Origin of the sequence: Paenibacillus etheri, assembly GCF_001012825.1 — a bacterium.
Classification (GTDB): Bacteria; Bacillota; Bacilli; order Paenibacillales; family Paenibacillaceae; genus Paenibacillus_AQ; species Paenibacillus_AQ etheri.
Genome location: NZ_LCZJ02000032.1, coordinates 1 through 16,720 on the forward strand (window position 1 = coordinate 1; position 16,720 = coordinate 16,720).

General features: G+C 44.9%; 16 protein-coding genes. 4 read left to right on the plus strand and 12 right to left on the minus strand.

Annotation, left to right across the window (positions count from 1 at the left end; translation table 11 throughout):
* Positions 1-355: 355 nt before the first annotated feature.
* The gene (locus UQ64_RS19700; RefSeq protein WP_082651215.1) at positions 356-1,582 is read right to left on the minus strand and encodes an MFS transporter; all 1,227 of its coding nucleotides are present in this window, start codon (positions 1,580-1,582) and stop codon (positions 356-358) included.
* Positions 1,583-1,768: 186 nt separating this feature from the next.
* On the opposite strand from UQ64_RS19700, the gene UQ64_RS19705 reads away from it, so the two are divergent.
* Positions 1,769-2,344 carry a TetR/AcrR family transcriptional regulator gene (locus tag UQ64_RS19705; RefSeq protein ID WP_060625198.1) on the plus strand — a complete coding sequence of 192 codons (576 nt, stop codon included), beginning with the start codon at positions 1,769-1,771 and terminating at the stop codon, positions 2,342-2,344.
* 86 nt (positions 2,345-2,430) lie between these two features.
* Here UQ64_RS19705 and UQ64_RS19710 read toward each other — a convergent pair whose 3' ends face one another.
* The 3 genes from UQ64_RS19710 to UQ64_RS19720 all read right to left on the minus strand — a co-directional run bounded on the left by UQ64_RS19710 (position 2,431) and on the right by UQ64_RS19720 (position 7,195).
* Positions 2,431-2,913 carry an NUDIX hydrolase gene (locus UQ64_RS19710; RefSeq protein WP_060625199.1) on the minus strand — a complete coding sequence of 161 codons (483 nt, stop codon included), beginning with the start codon at positions 2,911-2,913 and terminating at the stop codon, positions 2,431-2,433.
* A gap of 33 nt (positions 2,914-2,946) precedes the next feature.
* The gene (locus tag UQ64_RS19715) at positions 2,947-4,662 is read right to left on the minus strand and encodes an ABC transporter ATP-binding protein (protein ID WP_060625200.1); all 1,716 of its coding nucleotides are present in this window, start codon (positions 4,660-4,662) and stop codon (positions 2,947-2,949) included.
* Positions 4,663-4,942: 280 nt separating this feature from the next.
* Entirely contained in the window at positions 4,943-7,195 is a 2,253-nt protein-coding gene (locus UQ64_RS19720; protein WP_060625201.1) for a glycoside hydrolase family 127 protein, read from the minus strand.
* A gap of 145 nt (positions 7,196-7,340) precedes the next feature.
* Between UQ64_RS19720 and UQ64_RS19725 the strand changes: the two genes are divergently transcribed.
* Positions 7,341-8,234, plus strand: coding sequence for a helix-turn-helix transcriptional regulator (locus UQ64_RS19725; RefSeq protein ID WP_060625202.1), 894 nt, complete (start codon positions 7,341-7,343; stop codon positions 8,232-8,234).
* Between the two features lie 79 nt (positions 8,235-8,313).
* Here UQ64_RS19725 and UQ64_RS19730 read toward each other — a convergent pair whose 3' ends face one another.
* From UQ64_RS19730 to UQ64_RS19740, 3 genes are all read right to left on the minus strand, one after another.
* Positions 8,314-9,870: a sigma-70 family RNA polymerase sigma factor gene (locus UQ64_RS19730; RefSeq protein ID WP_060625203.1), complete on the minus strand. Its 1,557-nt coding sequence runs from the start codon at positions 9,868-9,870 to the stop codon at positions 8,314-8,316.
* A gap of 85 nt (positions 9,871-9,955) precedes the next feature.
* Positions 9,956-10,285 carry a carboxymuconolactone decarboxylase family protein gene (locus UQ64_RS19735; protein ID WP_060625204.1) on the minus strand — a complete coding sequence of 110 codons (330 nt, stop codon included), beginning with the start codon at positions 10,283-10,285 and terminating at the stop codon, positions 9,956-9,958.
* A 1-nt stretch (position 10,286) separates the two neighbouring features.
* A complete protein-coding gene (locus UQ64_RS19740) occupies positions 10,287-10,691 on the minus strand; it encodes a tautomerase family protein (protein WP_060625205.1) in 405 nt (134 codons plus the stop codon).
* Positions 10,692-10,801: 110 nt separating this feature from the next.
* Here UQ64_RS19740 and UQ64_RS19745 point away from each other — a divergent pair, with 110 nt between their 5' ends.
* Positions 10,802-11,707, plus strand: a complete 906-nt coding sequence (locus tag UQ64_RS19745; protein ID WP_060625206.1) for a LysR family transcriptional regulator — start codon at positions 10,802-10,804, stop codon at positions 11,705-11,707.
* Between the two features lie 62 nt (positions 11,708-11,769).
* Positions 11,770-12,288: a translation initiation factor IF-3 gene (infC, locus tag UQ64_RS19750; RefSeq protein ID WP_060625207.1), complete on the plus strand. Its 519-nt coding sequence runs from the start codon at positions 11,770-11,772 to the stop codon at positions 12,286-12,288.
* Positions 12,289-12,386: 98 nt separating this feature from the next.
* Here the strand turns inward: infC and UQ64_RS19755 are convergent, their stop codons facing one another.
* Genes UQ64_RS19755 through UQ64_RS19775 form a run of 5 tightly spaced genes read right to left on the minus strand, consistent with a single transcriptional unit; the run spans position 12,387 to position 16,510 of the window.
* Positions 12,387-13,088, minus strand: a complete 702-nt coding sequence (locus tag UQ64_RS19755; RefSeq protein ID WP_060625208.1) for a histidine phosphatase family protein — start codon at positions 13,086-13,088, stop codon at positions 12,387-12,389.
* 18 nt (positions 13,089-13,106) lie between these two features.
* A complete protein-coding gene (locus UQ64_RS19760; RefSeq protein WP_060625209.1) occupies positions 13,107-13,709 on the minus strand; it encodes a response regulator transcription factor in 603 nt (200 codons plus the stop codon).
* Positions 13,706-14,860, minus strand: a complete 1,155-nt coding sequence (locus UQ64_RS19765; RefSeq protein ID WP_060625210.1) for a sensor histidine kinase — start codon at positions 14,858-14,860, stop codon at positions 13,706-13,708. Before UQ64_RS19765 ends, UQ64_RS19760 begins: the two co-directional genes overlap by 4 nt.
* Positions 14,861-14,864: 4 nt before the next feature.
* Positions 14,865-15,599, minus strand: a complete 735-nt coding sequence (locus UQ64_RS19770; RefSeq protein WP_060625211.1) for an ABC transporter permease — start codon at positions 15,597-15,599, stop codon at positions 14,865-14,867.
* A 2-nt stretch (positions 15,600-15,601) separates the two neighbouring features.
* Positions 15,602-16,510: an ABC transporter ATP-binding protein gene (locus tag UQ64_RS19775; protein ID WP_060625212.1), complete on the minus strand. Its 909-nt coding sequence runs from the start codon at positions 16,508-16,510 to the stop codon at positions 15,602-15,604.
* Between the last annotated feature and the right edge of the window lie 210 nt (positions 16,511-16,720).

The window sequence follows — 16,720 nt, forward strand, 5'->3', positions numbered from 1 at the left end:
ACGAATGGTTTCAGGATGGATGTCATACATGCGAGCCAATACCCCCACCTTAATACCAGCCAACGCTTCTTTGACGATGTTAAGCTGCGTTTCTTTATTCAACCTTTTCCCCATACTGGATCACTCCTTTAACTTAAGTTTAGATTATTGGGTGTAAAGACTCCAGTTTAATTAGGGGGCCTAGCCGCTTTTGCAGGTTTATCCACCGGTTATATGTTACTAATTAGTCAATCATCACATCTTGAGCAACTCTGTGCTAATTATGTCCTTGAGCCATCCAATATTTACGTAAAAACTGCTCTCTAGGCTGACTATATCCAGCCCGGAGAGCAGTTTCCTTAATACAGCCTTACGCTTACTTCTTCTCCGTTAAATAGTACACGAAGGCCAAGATCGGCAGTGCCAGACCAATCAAGCTGGTCAGACTCCAGCCGCCGTACGCATATGCCCAGCCGCCCAGTGAAGAGCCGATGGCTCCGCCTACGAAAAATATCGCCATAAACAATCCGTTTAAACGTCCTCTCGCCTCGTTGCCAAGGGAATAAATCGCCCTTTGTCCAAGCACCAGATTACCCGATACCCCCATATCCAGCAGGATGGCTGCGGTAACTAGCAATCCGAGTGTTACTCTTGAATCATCCTGAAACAGATAAGCCAGCAGAAAGGCCAACGCCGCCAACACAAACGCGAGGCCGGTTAACGACCGGGTCCAGCCCCGGTCAGCCAGTCTCCCAGCGATGGGAGAAGCGATAGCCCCAGCCACTCCAGCCAATGCAAACAAGGCAATGCCTTGCTGACTTAAATGATACGTATCAGCCAGATGCAGAGAGACCGTCGTCCAGAACAGGCTGAAGGCTCCGAACAGGCTAGCCTGGTAAATCGCCCGGCGGCGTAACACCGGCGTACTCTTCAGCAAAGTTCCCAGAGAACGTATCAATCCACCATAATTCATTGTAGGCACAGGCTGGCGCTGCGGCAGCACACGGGACAATAGGAGTGTCAATAAGGCAATCACTACGGCTGAAATGGCATAAATCGCGTGCCAGCCCCACAATCCAGAGACAAAGCTGGCTACAGGTCTGGCGAACATAATGCCGAGCAACAGCCCACTCATTACATTACCGACTACCCGGCCGCGCTGCTCTTCAGCAGCCAGAAAAGACGCATAAGGCACAAGAATCTGGGCGGCTACAGAACCAAGTCCAATGAACAGGGACGCTCCCAAAAAGATCGCTGCATTCGGAGCCATTGTGGCCGCTACCAGCGACAACACCACTACAGCCAGCGACGCCACTGTCAGGCGGCGATTTTCAATAATATCGCTAAGCGGTACTACGAACAAAAGTCCAAGGACGTATCCTACCTGGGTCAAAGTCACAATCAGACCCGCTGCACCGGAAGAAAGATGCGTAGCTTGAGCGATCTGTCCAATCAGGGTTTGGGCATAATACAGATTGGCTACAATTAGCCCGCAGGAGGCCGCCAGTAGAAATGTAATCCATCCAGAGATCGTCTTTCCTTCTGAATGTTCCTTCGCTGGACTCACTGAACTTACCCGATTCATTCGTCTTCCTTGATTCATAAGATCTCCACCCTTCCATTTTAATTACTAAACGCACCGTTCAATAATTAATTTAAATATATACTGAACGTTCAGTTTTGTAAATAGGTGATTGGCTACTTCACATAACCTTTTGTATAATGAACGTATAGTTTCTTTTTAGACCGCAAGTTAAATAAAGGATAGATTATTCGGGAGGGATCTCTGATGGATAAAAAAAGAGGACGGCCGCGCAATAACGAAGCGGAGGCTTCTATTCTGGCAGCATCGTATGATCTACTGCTGGAGACTGGATTTGGTGCGGTGACCGTAGAAAAAATTGCCGAACGAGCTAAGGTAAGCAAAGCAACTATTTATAAATGGTGGCCTAACAAAGCAGCCGTGGTAATGGACGGCTACCTCTCTGCAGCTTCCGCAAGACTGCCGGTGCCAGACACAGGTTCGGTCATGGACGATATTATAATCCATGCCACAAATCTGGCCAGCTTTCTTCGCAGCCGAGAAGGAAAAATCATTACCGAGTTGATCGGCGAAGGTCAATTCGATGCCGGCCTTGCTGAGGCCTATCGTGCGAGGTTCTTCGCTCCCCGCCGCCAGGAGGCACGACAGTTGTTGGAGCGTGGGGTGACCCGAGGCCAATTAAAAGCGGATCTGGATATTGGGATCACGATTGATCTGCTCTATGGACCGATATTTTATCGGCTTCTGATCACAGGGGATGAGCTAGACGAAGCCTTTGTGAAATATTTGATCACCTCTGCCTTTGAGGGCATTAAAGCATAACAAGCGTAAACGCCTTTGGCGCGTGAAACTTATTCTTTCTTATATTTAAAAAGCCATCCTTTGCAGGATGGCCTATCGCTTTTATTTTACACCGTTCGATCCAAATTAACTTCAAACTTGCCTCCAGTTACATAATCCATATACCTCGTATTCCCATCGTAATCCAAGTATGCTTGATAGCGGGTACGAATAGCCGGTTGTGTAATCCAATCAAGCACTTTCTCTTTTGCCACCCACATCACTTCAGAGGTTTCCTCCGAGGTACATAATTCCCCACCCACGGGCTTGCATATAAAATCAAACATGACCTTGGTAGGAACATCCGTCACGCCGTCATACCATTTATGAATGCCTGTATTTGAATACACACCAATCAATTGAGAAACCGTGACATCTATTCCACTTTCCTCTTTAATTTCTCGAATTAATGCATCTATTAGGTTCTCTCCGACCTCTACTTGTCCGCCAGGAAATACCCATCCACCATGATGAGTCTTTACTAAAAGGATGTCTCCTTGTTCATTTTCTGCGAATCCACCTACCGCTACAATATGTGTTGGCCAAGCCATAGATTGCACCTCTTTTTAGAAGAGGTTAACAATTTAATCAGCATTTGTAAACGATATTTTTCTATTCCATAACGCTTTAAAAGCTTCGTAATGTTCTATTAAATCCTCAAACTTCCCTTCACCCACAACCGAGCCTTGATCCACTACCAGTATCTTATCAACGTCTTTTATAAAATTCAGTCGGTGGGCAACAATGATGATAGTTTTGTCCTTAAATTCCTGCAAAATCGTCTCCATGAGACTTTGCTCCGTAATATTATCAAGTGCCGACACCGGCTCATCCAGAATTAGAACATTTCTTTTTTGGGCAATGATTCTGGCAAAAGCTAATCGCTGTCTCTCACCACCTGATAATTTGACCCCTTTTTCACCCACTAAAGTCTCTAAACGATCCGGTAATTGGCTTACTTTTTCAATCAGATGAACTTTCTCCAAAATCTCATACAGCTCTTCATCGGACAAGGTATGCTCATCAAATACAATATTGTCCCTAATCGTGGCATCAAAAATCGGCGTGTCCTGTGATAAGTAAGAGATATGATCATAGTAGCTATCCAGCTGGATCTCATCGATATCCTTACCGTCCAATAATAGTTCACCTTTGTCCTTTTTTAATAAGCCTACGATCAGTTTAATCAGGGTAGATTTCCCTCCCCCACTTAATCCGACAATAGCAACGGACATTCCCCGCGCAATCGAAAAAGACAGATTATTCAAGATCTTCACTTGTCCATAGTCAAAAGATACATCCCTAAATTCAATATTACCGTGGATCTCAGTGATAACTTCTCCTCGTTCTAGATTCTTATCTTCTGGGGCATGAATAAACTCCTCGAATCTCTTGTAGGTCACTCTATTCAGTCTGTAATCTACAAAGAGGACATTGAAGATAGCAATCGGCGAGTAAATCTTATCAATGAACATAAACAATGCGACCATAACACCAAGAGTGCTATCACCTGCGACAATGCTCTTCACACCATAAATCAAGACGACGACTTTAATTACCGTGACAAACAGCTCGAATATCGCGAAAAAAGCTTCGTGGATCATTTGCAGCTGGGCATTTTTATGAATGATAGTGCGTGCGGTCTGACTTAACTTATCGATCTCTTTCTCATATCGTTTATTAGTTCGGAAGACGACCAATTCCATAAAGCCACGGATAGAGAATCTGGACATCTTTTCTTGTTCCTGGAGAATGGTAGCCTTCATCGCATACAGAAATTTCAACAGCAGATTCGTTATTAGAAAGACGACCACGTAGCCAGCTGCTATGACTAACATGATCCTTAAATCATAGAAGCTAATAAAGATTAGACTGAACAGAAGAGTGGGCAATAACTCATGTAATGTTTTGAGGAAAAAGGAATAGATTATACTGTTTCCAGCCGCTGCCCCGTTCTCGATTACTTTGATCATCTGCCCTGTGCCGATATCCTGATAGGCTTGATAGTCGATTTTGGATATTTTAGATAGTGCAAGTATCTTTAATCTCTCCGTTATACTGTTCGATAAATACACGCTAGGGTATTCGTCCACATAATTTAGGATCACCACCCCAGCCAGCAAAATCCCATACACCATGATCAAATTGGATATTTCACCAAAGCTGTTGATCATCGTGGCCTTGTCTAATATTTTTTGAAACACTACAATCCCTAAACTACTCAGCAGCTGAATAGTAAAGCCCAATAAAATATAACCGCAAATCCACCATTTCAGATGAGCTAGACTCTTTTTTAACATAACGTTCTTCCTCCTCTTTCAATTGAATGCAAAAAAGCCAGGCAACCCTCACCATCCAACTGTAAGTTAAATAGGTTAAGTGCCTGGCTCTATAGAAATAGCTGCCTATGGCACCGTTCAAAGCTCTAGTTAATGTAATCAAAAGGATAGACTACCCCCATGATAGCTGGTACGCGTTTTACCCAGCCCGATAACTAGTTCCTTGTAACGGTACGGAAAGACATCCATTTCACCCCAATTAAAAGAATTGTTCCTATTATAATTCTCGAAGCCTTATTATTCAAGAATTACGTTTAACGATACGTAGTCTAGCCACTTGGCCAACCTTATGTCCTTCATGTGAAGTGAACTTGATCGTAACCGCTGATTTGCTGCTCGTAATCATCTGTGGAAGCTCGTAACGAATCGTCTCCAGCTTGTTCATCTCTTCAGACTCAAGGACACCTACTCCAAGCTGTTCACCATCTGCCGTAATATCGAAGGCCACAGAAGTATCGTTGGACTTCAAGTACGTTACTACCAGATCCACTTGCTCCTCTGCCAAGACTTCCATTGTGAAAGAGAACCAGCCATTGATCCAGCTATCGCGATACTTGCGGTTGTAGATTTTGCCTAAGCCTACATGCTCCCCTTCGAAATTATGGTCTCGCTCAGGCTGCATTTCAGCAGGTTGCACCGAATCTACGGTTAGCTGTTCAAGTAGCAGATTATTCTCGACAGCCTCGCGATATTCAGCCTCTACCAGCTTCCACTCCTCTGACGTGAACAAATCCCAATACACGGAATAACGATGATCATGCATAGGGTAGAATGGACGAAGTTCATGGTCACCTGCATATCCTAAACCTTTCATCCGGAACACATTTTTGCTAACGTTAGACTGAATGAGGCTGTCCGTTAGCGTCTCGCGATCTCCGATTAATACGGAGGTAAAGGCGCGATCACTACCTAGCTCTGTATTTATAGGTCCAAAATCACCTGCAAGCACAAGCGGTCCATAGAGAAATGCAATTCGGTTCGGATTATCCGGCATGGACTCGATTCTTACCGACATCGGAATATCATATTCGACAACGTCTCCATCCTGCCATACTCTATCCACAGCTAGGTAGCTGGATTTACCCACATTCACTGGAATGTCTTCACCATTTACTTTAACGCTCATGCCTTGCTCAGCCCAGTAAGGGTATCTTAGCTTCAATGTGAATTTAGTTGGTTTCTCCGTGCTGATACGCAGGGTGCCTTGTCCCTCTTCAGGAAACTTGGTCTCTTGCTTTACACAGATGCCCTGCTCTTTCCAAGTCAACGTTGAAGGTACATACTGATTGACATATAGCTCATCTTCACTATGGAAGTAGATCGCCGATCCGTACATAGAATGGCTTTCCATACCTGAGCCTACGCAGCACGTAAAGATCTCAAACTGGGAGTTGAACGACTTATGCCCACCCATTTCGAGAGATACGAAATAACATACACGTCCATCTACCGGCTCCTGTGAAGCAAGGATGTGGTTATACATCGCACGTTCGTAGTAATCCGCATATGCGGCATAACCATCCCACTGGAACATATGCTTTGTCAGCTTCAGCATGTTGTAGGTGTTACACGTCTCACATGAACCCTCTCCCAATCGATCATTCAGCTTATCCGGTTCGCCAAAATGCTCATTATAGCTGTTGCCGCCGATCACGTAAGAATGATGATTCACGACCCGATCCCAGAAGAAGCGAGAGATGCCTGCATAATGCTCCTGTCCCGTTACCTCATACTGTCTTGCCGCTCCAATAATCTTCGGAATCTGAGTATTGGCGTGTTTTCCTGCTAATGTGTCCTTTTCTTCGGCAAGATCATTAAGGACTTCTCCATGGTAAAAGCTTTCGGCTAAGGCGAGGAAACGGTCATCGCCAGAATCCTCTGCCAAATCTGTGAGGACTTCATTCATGCCGCCGAATTCACAACGCAGCACCTCTTGAATCTGATCTTTACTCAGCCCTGCAAAAATATCTTCAAGCCACAGCCCAAGCTTCGTTTCAATAACAAGTGCCTTCTGATTGCCAGCCAATCGATAAGCATCACGGAGACCCGCAAACAGCTTATGCATCGTGTACAGCGGTACCCAGCCACCATTGAGGTCAAAGCCCTGTGAGCGAATGTCGCCTACCTTCACTTCCTCAAACAGCTCTTTGCCACGAGGAATACCGGAAATGAAGCCATTACCATGCGCATCCTGACAATACTCTAATTCGTCTACTACAAAATTCACGCGGGTGAGCAGCACTTCATTCCCTGTAGAGGCATACATTAACGCACATCCAGAGATATAATGACCTAGCGTATGGCCGCTAATACCTTGCGATTCCCAGCCTTCATAGTGAGCAGCCTTAGGCTCTAAGCCAGCATATTCGCGAAAACGCGACAGTAGCCGATCAGCCTCCAGCTTGCGTAAATAATCCGTATTTAACTCCATCGCATGGAGAAGCGGACCTGACTCAATGCGTACATTCTGCAAATCAAAAGCTTGCGCCTTCAATGAAATCGCTCCCTCGCAATCTTGTCAGGGTGATATAACAAGTGTATATTTGTATCCATAAGATAACATCGGAACGTTGATTTGTCGGTAGATCAGCCATACAAATAGTGGACAAATCCGACTTATTGATTGCTAGGAGGACCGCATGACCTATTTGAAAATAAATGCAGATGTGCCTGTTCATTTTACGGCAGCAGGTGAATTCATCTCCGAAACGCCATGGAAACATGTAGAACGTGCAATGGGCAATTATGAGCTAATCATAGGTGTGAATGAAACGGTTTATTTAAGTGAGGAGAACAAAAGCTTCGAAGTAGGCCCTGACGAAGCTCTTTTGCTTATGCCTAATCGCACGCATGTCGGCTATAGAGAATCACGGCCCGGGGTTAAGTTTTATTGGTTTCATTTCGAGCTGAAAAGCGAGGGGGTATTGCTGAGTGAGGAGGAAATGAAACCGGAGGCGGAAGAAATCTTTTCGCGTACACATCGCTTATGGTCCGTTCATAATTTATATCTGCCACAGTTCATAAAGATCGAACACAGTGACCGGATTCATATCCTGGCGAATCAAATCCTCCATGTGGCTAACTCAGGGTATTTGACCTATTCCAGTGTTAATTATTTGCTGACCTCACTCTTAATTGAGCTGTCTGAGCATGCGCTTCAGCCGTTTGCCAGTAAGCTAATCCGTGCGCAGCAGGATGTCACCTTTGTCAAAATAGCGGAGTGGACAAGAATACATGCAAGCGAACCTCTTACTGTGAGAATCATCGCGGAGAAATTCAATTACAATAAGGATTATTTAGCTCGGCTATTTAAACAACATACCTCCATGGGCCCTTTGGAGTATATTCATTCAGTACGTGTGACTAAAGCGAAGGAGCTGCTAACCAGAACCGCCCTCAGCGTGAGGGAAATCGCGACAGAGACGGGGTTCACCGACGATAAGTATTTCATGCGCCTCTTCCGAAAATACGAGAACATAACACCGACTCAATATCGTAACGCCTATCATAAGACGTTTATGAATAATGATTGAATTAAAGGGCTGCCCATAAGTAGCATTCACTACTCTTGAGACAGCCCTTTCTTCGACATAGAGTCGATAGAATCCTATATTATTGAATCGTTTGCGAGGACCAATTCCATCTCCAGCGCGGAGTCACGCCCTGCAGATGCACCCCTCCATACCACTCATCGATCTCTTTCCTCTTGACCCAGTCCTCTTTTCCAGACATTACTTTCTTTCCGAATGCTGTTAATTCAACCTCACTATCTTGAATTTGCATCACTGGTTCGTTATAACCGGGGAGTTCCTTCAAGCCACGCTTGTGCAGCAACGGGCATGGGTCTTGTGCCATCTGTCTTAGAATATGCCAATATTGCAGATCGCCCATGCCTAAGATATGAAGCTTATCTCCCACATTTTTGAACAGCTCATATGGGGATTTAATGCCAGCATGAATCATCTCCAGGGTCATCTGTTCAACAATCCCAAGTCCATTATAGGTTGATGGGAAACGTGATAAATGTGCCACGAAGGCGTCATATGCAAATGGTAAAGCGGACGTATCCGTGGTTAAGCGTTGTTGCAGCGTTTCTGGATTCGGTGATACATAAGCTTCCCAGAGTGATTGGCCTACTTCTAGCTCCTTGTCGCCGATTAACTTCCACGTTCCTGATAAAGTCTCCATTTGCTCTACAGATAGTTGTCCAAGTCCACGAAACAACTCAATTCCAGGATACTCTCCAATGCACAATAAACTCAGCTTCGTTGATCCTTTCTTCTGCTTTGAGAACCAATGGAGCAAATAGCACAGCATCGTCTGGTCGAATAGATCATGCTCGAACCATAACACCACTTCCTCATATTTATGAAAGTCAGCTAATATTTTTTCCTGACTCTCACTGCCCTGTATGAATTCCATCTGCGGAATCCCCATCGTTTGCTCCAAATATTGCGCTCGTATTAAGCGGTTATTCTGTTCCGCAGGCTCTAAGAATACCTGTCCATGAGAATAGACCTCTCTCCAAACCAATACATCACCTTGCACAATGCCTTGACGCAGCTTATCTCCCACTACATCTCCGTTTACAATATGAAGCACACCTTTTCCTCCTTCGTACAAATGGTTAAATACGGAGAGGACATCCGCTACAGGTAGCGCCCCCTTAAGCTTGCGGCGAGCATCAAAGAGTCGCTTCTTCAATACCGGGACTGAAGTCCCCAGAAAGTCAGCAATCTCTTGAAGAGAATATCCCTGAAAGTAATATAATTGAACGGCGATCCGCATATTGGACGTTAATGCAGCTATAGACTCATGAAGCATTCGCCGCGCTTCTTTTTTCTCAATAATGTCCGCTACACTACATGAAGATTCTGTCGATTCCACAGCTTCATCGTAGGGTAATGCAGGATGCTGCTTTCTTCGCAAAATTCGATAACATTGCCTTGCCACTATCGCTTTAAACCAGCCCGGAAATGCCTCTACTGCTCGTAATTTATTCAAATTTAGGAACGCTTCAGTGAAGGCTTCCTGCACAGCATCCTCCGCTAATTGATAATCGTGTAGCTTTTCATATGCAACTGCATTCGCCATCGGTGTAAAGTGCCTAACAATCTGTTCAAAAGCTTGACGATCTCCTCGCCCTGCCTCTTCAATATACTGAAGCATACTTTTGCTCGCTCCCTTCTTCCGTATTATATACAAGTGCCAATGAAGTTCCCAAAGGTTACGGATGGGATTAAAAAGTCAGACGTTATTTGTTTTTCCCTATTACATCCTTTGCAACCTCTAGAGCTGAAGAGGCTCGCGGCCAACCTACATAAAAAGAAAGGTGGGTAATGGCCTCCACGATTTCTTCAAGTTGTAATCCGTTCTCTAAAGCCAAGCGCAAATGATAGGGGAGTTGTTCCGTCATGCCTCCCATAACCAAAGCAGAAATCGTAATCATGCTTCGATCGCGAAGTGATAATTGCTCACGTCTCCATAAGTCCCCAAATAACACATTTTCCGAGTAGTCGACAAATGCCGGAGCGAACTCCCCTAACGATTCCCGTACATTTGTGGCGACTTTACGATGCTCCATATTACACCTTCCTAACCGGAGGTTGTAGCATTTGAGCAACACCGTTACCAAACGACCAATCTTCGAATTCCGTATCGACGAGTACAATGAATATATCTTCTTTTCTGATGTTTAGCGTCATCGATAATTCCTCGGCTAGCATCGCGTAAAAGCTTGTTTTCTGCTCCGTTGATCTTCCGGATTTTAGCGTAACTTGGATATATATTAGTCCGTCGCTTCGTTCAATATTTAAATAATCTTTACTATAAAAAAACTCCCCCGCTTTATGCTCATGAAAAACCTGAAACATATCATCCTCCGGTACATGGAAATGCTGAATTAATGCACTCATAATCGCTCTGCATATTCCTTCTAGCTGATGAATGTCGTATTGTTGCTCCAAATAACTAACTCTAATGAATGGCATTTTAATTCACTCCTTCTTTGGAATTCTTTTATTGTACTCTCAGTCTTTTAATTTATATAATTGAATAAGATAATAATCTTAATCAATTATACCGATAGAGGTGACAGCCGATGGATCTAAAAGAACTGATGGCTTTTAAGACCATCCTTCAAGAAGGAACTTTCTCACGCGCTGCCGAGAAGTTGAATTATGCGCAGTCTACCATTACCAACCAAATTCAACGTCTTGAAAAAGAACTTGGCATACAACTCTTTCATAGAGGCTGGGAAGTAGAACTGACAAGTGCTGGGCAAGTCTTTGCAGCGGAAATCGACAACCTTATTCAACATTGGAATTATGTAACAGAAATCACCAAGGCTTTACAGCATGACGAAATTGGCACACTTCATATCGGAGGCATTGAATCCATGATGGAATCCGTCCTACCGAACGCCTTGCGAAAGTTTCATGAGTTAAAACCAAAGATGAAATGTAACTTCATTCAGGGTAACACTGATTCCCTCTCGCAACTCGTCCTACAAAGTGAATTGGATTTCGCCATCTGCGGTGAGCCGTCCGATCTGTCTTTCTTTTACTTCGAACCACTCTATCACGAGAAAATCGCTTTTATAGTAGATGAAAATCATCCTTTAAGCGGACGAGACGATATTTCATTTCGAGAAATTCTTGAATATCCAATTATAGCTGGAGGACGCACTTGCTTATATTACCTTCGGTTAGCTAAGCAATTTTCGAGATTCGAATCAAAGCCCACTTTATCCACCATAAGCCAAATTTCTGCTATTCCTCATTTTGTAAGAAAGAACCCTGGGGTAGGGGTAGTGCTTGATTCGACATCTTTAATGACAGATATCGTAAAAATCGATGTTGAACTAAGCGAGCCGTTCATTCAAGTTGGTATATTGCAGCGGCGCAACCGAGAATATCTAGCAACATCATCTAAAAAACTAATCCTACAAATCATAAAGGAGGAAATTGAGAGGATTAGTAACGCTAATCCTACTCTTCACATTTGAACCTCAAGCTAGTTCCATATATGATAGCTTTATCATCAGTTATCAGGGGAGGATTCATAGTAGTGGCTGTATTAATCAATGAACAAATAAGAGCATCCGAAGTAGTCCTTACAGGACTTAGAGGCGAGAAGCTGGGCATTGTATCTAGAGAAGAAGCATTGGCAATGGCCAGATCAGCAGGTGCTGATCTGGTATGCACCTCACTAATGAGCAGCCCGCCACCTTGCAGCCTGACTGCGAAGGGCAAGGCAAAAGCCGCTGCGCAGAAGGAAGCAGTAGCAACACGCAAGGCGAGTGGTGGTGCAGCATCAAAAGGCGGCAGCAAAGAAAAGGTCAAAGAACTGCGCTTCACTGCTCATATTGAAGAGCATGATTACGATACGAAGCTTCGCCAGGCAGAGAAGCATCTCCGTTCTGGCAAGCCAGTGCAATTAGTCGTGAAGGCATCTGGCGCCAAAGAAGCCGCTGCCTCCAAGGCCGTATTGGAGCGACTAGTGACTGACTTGAAGGAAGTTGGAACGAAGGACACTGGCATCCAGACAGGTGGTAAAGGGTCACAGGTGAAATTAAATCCACGTTGAAGAGTAGCCTATTCGTTCCGATCACATAGAGCTAGTAAAAAGGCCATCCTCTGTGGGATGGCCTTTCACTTCATAGGCGATGTTCTTAATCTTTCAATTTAAACATGATTGCCCATTAATCCCCTCGGGCGATAGTTCATGCCGCCAGCATAAAGGTGGGAAACATCTCCTAGTCCAATACATCTAGGAACCGCAAAGTGCTCGCTGCGCTCTTCAAACAAGATCGTCGTTACCGAGCTTGGCGCTAACCAAAATACGGACCAAGCCAAGGCTAAAGGAATCTGTAATAAATGAGCTAGCCATGCGAGACCAAAGCCACCATGGCATACTACTCCAATCTTCTTGGTAGAAGGCTCAAGGATCCGATACAGGCCATCTTCTCTTTTATAATGGTGTCGAAGCAAGAATTGATCTGAAGCCGCTTGTAATTCGCTAAACCGCAATCTGTATTCCTCTTGCTTCAACCAATGATCTGTTTCATCAGACCATACTCTCTTTCCACTAGATAGTTCGCTAATATGTTCTCCGGGGCTATCCCATATAGACGCCATTTGTCCATCCAACATAATCTCAGTCCAATCCAGCTCACAAGTCCAAGGTTCTGTCTGAATTATGAGTCCCGTCTCTTTGGCCACATAACTTGCTGTTGTCTGTGCTCTACCCAGTGGTGATGCGTATAATTCATCCAGACCAATAGATGCCATGCGTTTTCCCAGTGCTGCTGCCTCCTGATGCCCGAATTCCGTTAGACCATCTATGGAATAGTCCGGATCACCATGACGAATCAGAAATATTTGCATAACAATGCCCTTCTCCCCTCAAATCCAGCCTTTTTCCTCTGCCAGTCGTACCGCCTCAATTCGGCTTTTCACTTCCAGCTTATTGAGTATTTCAGAGATATAATTGCGAACTGTGCCATAAGAAAGATGTAGCGAAAAAGCGATCTCCGCCGCCGTTTGCCCTTCACCAGCCAGCTTTAAAATCTCTCGTTCCCGTGCTGTTAGTGGATTTTCCTCCCGCAGGCTGCCAAAAACTAACTCGGGGGATACCTCCCGATGTCCAGCCATGACACGGCGAATAGATTCAGCCAGCTTATCTACAGGCTCGTCCTTCAACAAATACCCTTGTATACCAGCCTTCACTCCACGCTCGAAATAGCCCGGACGGGCAAAGGTAGTCAAGATGATAATTCGAGTCGGACAACCTTTACTCCGCAATATTTCTGCAACCTCCAGCCCGCTTTTGAACGGCATTTCAATGTCCATGAGACACACATCCGGTTGAAGCTTGTCGATTAAAGCTAACGCCTCAGCTCCATCACAGGCCTCTCCGACGACTTCGATATCATCCTCAAGATCCAGCAGGGAAGCCATCGCTCCCCGAAGCAGACGTTGATCCTCCGCTATAACGATGGTTATCATGCACTCTCACCCCCTGTTGCTTCCTTTACGATTAGAGGGATTGTAACGATCAGGGTAGTTCCCGGACCTTCATCTGAGCTTAGCGACAGAGAGCCATCAATCAGGGATAGACGTTCCGCCATCCCCTTCATACCATTTCCATCACTAAGCTCACCATTACATCTCTCACCGTTCTGGAGGCCAATTCCGTTATCTTTAACGGTAATTCGAACTTCTCCGGCAGTCTTTGCCACCCCGATGAAGCATTTATCCGCTCTACTATGCTTCACAATGTTAGTCACAGCTTCTTTTATACAGAGGCTGAGAATATTTTGCGTCAGATCGGATACTCCCTCTAGCGAGATATCGCCCTCCACTTCCAAGGCAATCTCCGCCGTGCGCAGCATTTCCCCGGTTTCTGCCAGTTCTTCTGCTACTGAGATCGCACGCATTTCCGACACCAGCTCACGCACCTGACGGAGCGCAGCACGCGAAGTACGCTGAATTTCCCGCGCCTCCTCTTGGGCTCGCTCCGTATTTTTGGTCACCAGCTTCTCTACGAGTTGGCTTTTTAATGTAATCAAGGACAACGTATGCCCGAGCGTATCATGTAAATCACGAGCGATTCGCATTCGTTCCTCACGCTTCACCAGCTCTTTAATCACCTCATTGGCTTGATCCAGCTCTTTCTCCAGCTTCTGATGTTGATGCATGGATCTTACGCCGAATGGCATAATCAGCATAATAACGATAAACGGGATTAAGAACATAATACTAACCCATTCCAACTCACGGCCTACTAAGACCAGCACCGAAAGTACCATGACAACAAAAGAAGTAAATGCAATTTTAAACCCTTTATTCTCCGTATAATAAGCTATAAAATTCACGGTGAAAAAGCCCATATACAGATTAAAGGGCGTATAGAACAAGCTAAGCACCACGATAATCACCATTTGAGTCGTTAACCAAACATTAAACACGCCACCCCGAACCCAATACAGCTGGCGATAACTGATGGCAAACACCGCTATCATAATCCCACCTAGAATGAGCTTCACTCCAGTCTCTCCGCGCAAATTCAGGATGGGCAAAATTAGATAAACAGCCCATACATAAGGGAAAAACCCCTGACTTCTCGGAAATAACTGGAACTGTCCACGCTCGGTCATTACTTTACACCGCTTCCTGTTTTTTTCGGATATAAACCGATAGTAACATAAAAACTACCAAATATCCGAGCAAAATCAAGACATTACTCCAATGCGGGGCTGAGCCACGTACAATCTCCCACGCCCCATTTCCATAGTTATAAGAAGGTAACCAATGACCAATCTTCTGCATTAAACGTGGTAAAATCTCAATTGGCATCCACATGCCCCCCGCTACAGCAAGCGCCATATAAATTACGTTACTGACTCCACTGGCCGTATCCACCCGTTTCATAGCACCCACAAGCGTACCAATCGCCAAAAATGGAAGGGAACCGATCAGAATCCATAGCCCACTAAGCACCCATTGACCCGCAGATAAGGAGACACCGTTGATTAAATATCCTGCGATAAAAATACAAATGACCGAAAACAGATGCATCATCGTTTGCCCGAACATTTTTCCGAAGAAATAGACAGAACCTGGTAGCGGAGTAATCCGAATAAAAGTGGTCCAGCCTTGTGTTCGTTCTTGCACCAAACGGATGCCAAGCGTCATGATCGCAGAGCCCATTACACTAAAGGTTGCCATCGACATTAAGTAGTGAGCGCGCCAAGTCGGGTCATCGTTACCTGTATTAACCACGCGGGTGAAGATAAAGTAGAACATAATGGGCATGAAGAGTGACCAGAATACGTAATAAGGATTTCGGATGATCCTCAGCATCTCGGCTTTACACTGTACAGTAATTAGTCTCATCGTTAGACAGCCTCCTCTTGGTTCATGGTCAATTGTTCAAAAGCGTCATCCAAACGTCCCTGATCTATACGAATATCCTTCACGGGAAGTCCAGTAACTAAAATCGCTCGCAGTGCTTCATCCGTATCGTCTGTCGTCACATGAATTCGACCTTCTTTTTCATAACAATCTTCAATAGCGGTTAGTTTCATTAGACTTCTGCGTAATTCAGATCGATCACCTATTGGTAAAAAGGACAGCGAACGCTTCACAATCCGCGATTTTATCTCATCTGGACTTCCGTCTGCAACTAAATGGCCTTTGCTAAACAACAGAATACGATCCGCAATATCTTCAGCTTCCTGTAAGTAATGTGTCGTGAACACAATCGTCTTGCCCTGCTCCGCAAGTCCACGAACCGTATCCCAGAACCGCCGCCGGGAAGTAATATCAAGTCCAACCGTAGGTTCATCAAAAAAGATCAACTCTGGATCACCCGCCAAGGCTAGCGCGAAGCCGAGACTTCGCTTTTGACCGCCCGAGAGCTTCTCGGCGTATCTATTTAAATCCGCTGGCGCAAGCCCTGTGGCTTTAATTAGAAACTCCATATCCATCGGCTGTGGATAATAGCTACGGATCAGCGCAATGATCTCCCGAACCTTCAGCCGATCCATGACACTTACCTCCTGCAGCATCGCACCGGTCTTTTCACGTACCGCTTTATCTTTCGGATGTTGGCCGAATATTTTCACAGTACCTTCAGTGGGCTCTAATAGCCCCAATAACATTCCTAATGCCGTTGTTTTGCCTGCTCCGTTCGGTCCAAGAATAGCTGTAATCGAACCCTTAGCAATGTTGAAGCTGATGTGATCTACTGCTTTCTTATCCTTATATAATTTACTGACTCCATTCATCTCAATAACACTGTCCATTTCGTAACCCCTCCGATTCCGAATGCTTGTGATCTGTTTCAATCATATGGAAAAAGGAGACCTGACATTAGTATGGACTGTCATTTCTTTAAGATGACAACTGTCACCTTCACAAAAAACTTTCATGAGCCATTAGCTCACATCCCAGAATGAAAATGTTATTCGCCCGTTGCCATCTATGTCTTAATCCAGCTATTTCTGTCTATTCTA

Coding starts and splice junctions, on each gene's coding strand:
- UQ64_RS19715 (WP_060625200.1), bottom strand. CDS start 4,662: ATGTTAAAAAAGAGTCTAGCTCATCTGAAATGGTGGATTTGCGGTTAT.
- UQ64_RS19700 (WP_082651215.1), bottom strand. CDS start 1,582: ATGAATCAAGGAAGACGAATGAATCGGGTAAGTTCAGTGAGTCCAGCG.
- UQ64_RS19765 (WP_060625210.1), bottom strand. CDS start 14,860: ATGACCGAGCGTGGACAGTTCCAGTTATTTCCGAGAAGTCAGGGGTTT.
- UQ64_RS19755 (WP_060625208.1), bottom strand. CDS start 13,088: ATGCAAATATTTCTGATTCGTCATGGTGATCCGGACTATTCCATAGAT.
- UQ64_RS19735 (WP_060625204.1), bottom strand. CDS start 10,285: ATGGAGCATCGTAAAGTCGCCACAAATGTACGGGAATCGTTAGGGGAG.
- UQ64_RS19745 (WP_060625206.1), top strand. CDS start 10,802: ATGGATCTAAAAGAACTGATGGCTTTTAAGACCATCCTTCAAGAAGGA.
- UQ64_RS19770 (WP_060625211.1), bottom strand. CDS start 15,599: ATGAGACTAATTACTGTACAGTGTAAAGCCGAGATGCTGAGGATCATC.
- UQ64_RS19740 (WP_060625205.1), bottom strand. CDS start 10,691: ATGCCATTCATTAGAGTTAGTTATTTGGAGCAACAATACGACATTCAT.
- UQ64_RS19775 (WP_060625212.1), bottom strand. CDS start 16,510: ATGGACAGTGTTATTGAGATGAATGGAGTCAGTAAATTATATAAGGAT.
- UQ64_RS19725 (WP_060625202.1), top strand. CDS start 7,341: ATGACCTATTTGAAAATAAATGCAGATGTGCCTGTTCATTTTACGGCA.
- UQ64_RS19730 (WP_060625203.1), bottom strand. CDS start 9,870: ATGCTTCAGTATATTGAAGAGGCAGGGCGAGGAGATCGTCAAGCTTTT.
- UQ64_RS19705 (WP_060625198.1), top strand. CDS start 1,769: ATGGATAAAAAAAGAGGACGGCCGCGCAATAACGAAGCGGAGGCTTCT.
- UQ64_RS19710 (WP_060625199.1), bottom strand. CDS start 2,913: ATGGCTTGGCCAACACATATTGTAGCGGTAGGTGGATTCGCAGAAAAT.
- UQ64_RS19760 (WP_060625209.1), bottom strand. CDS start 13,709: ATGATAACCATCGTTATAGCGGAGGATCAACGTCTGCTTCGGGGAGCG.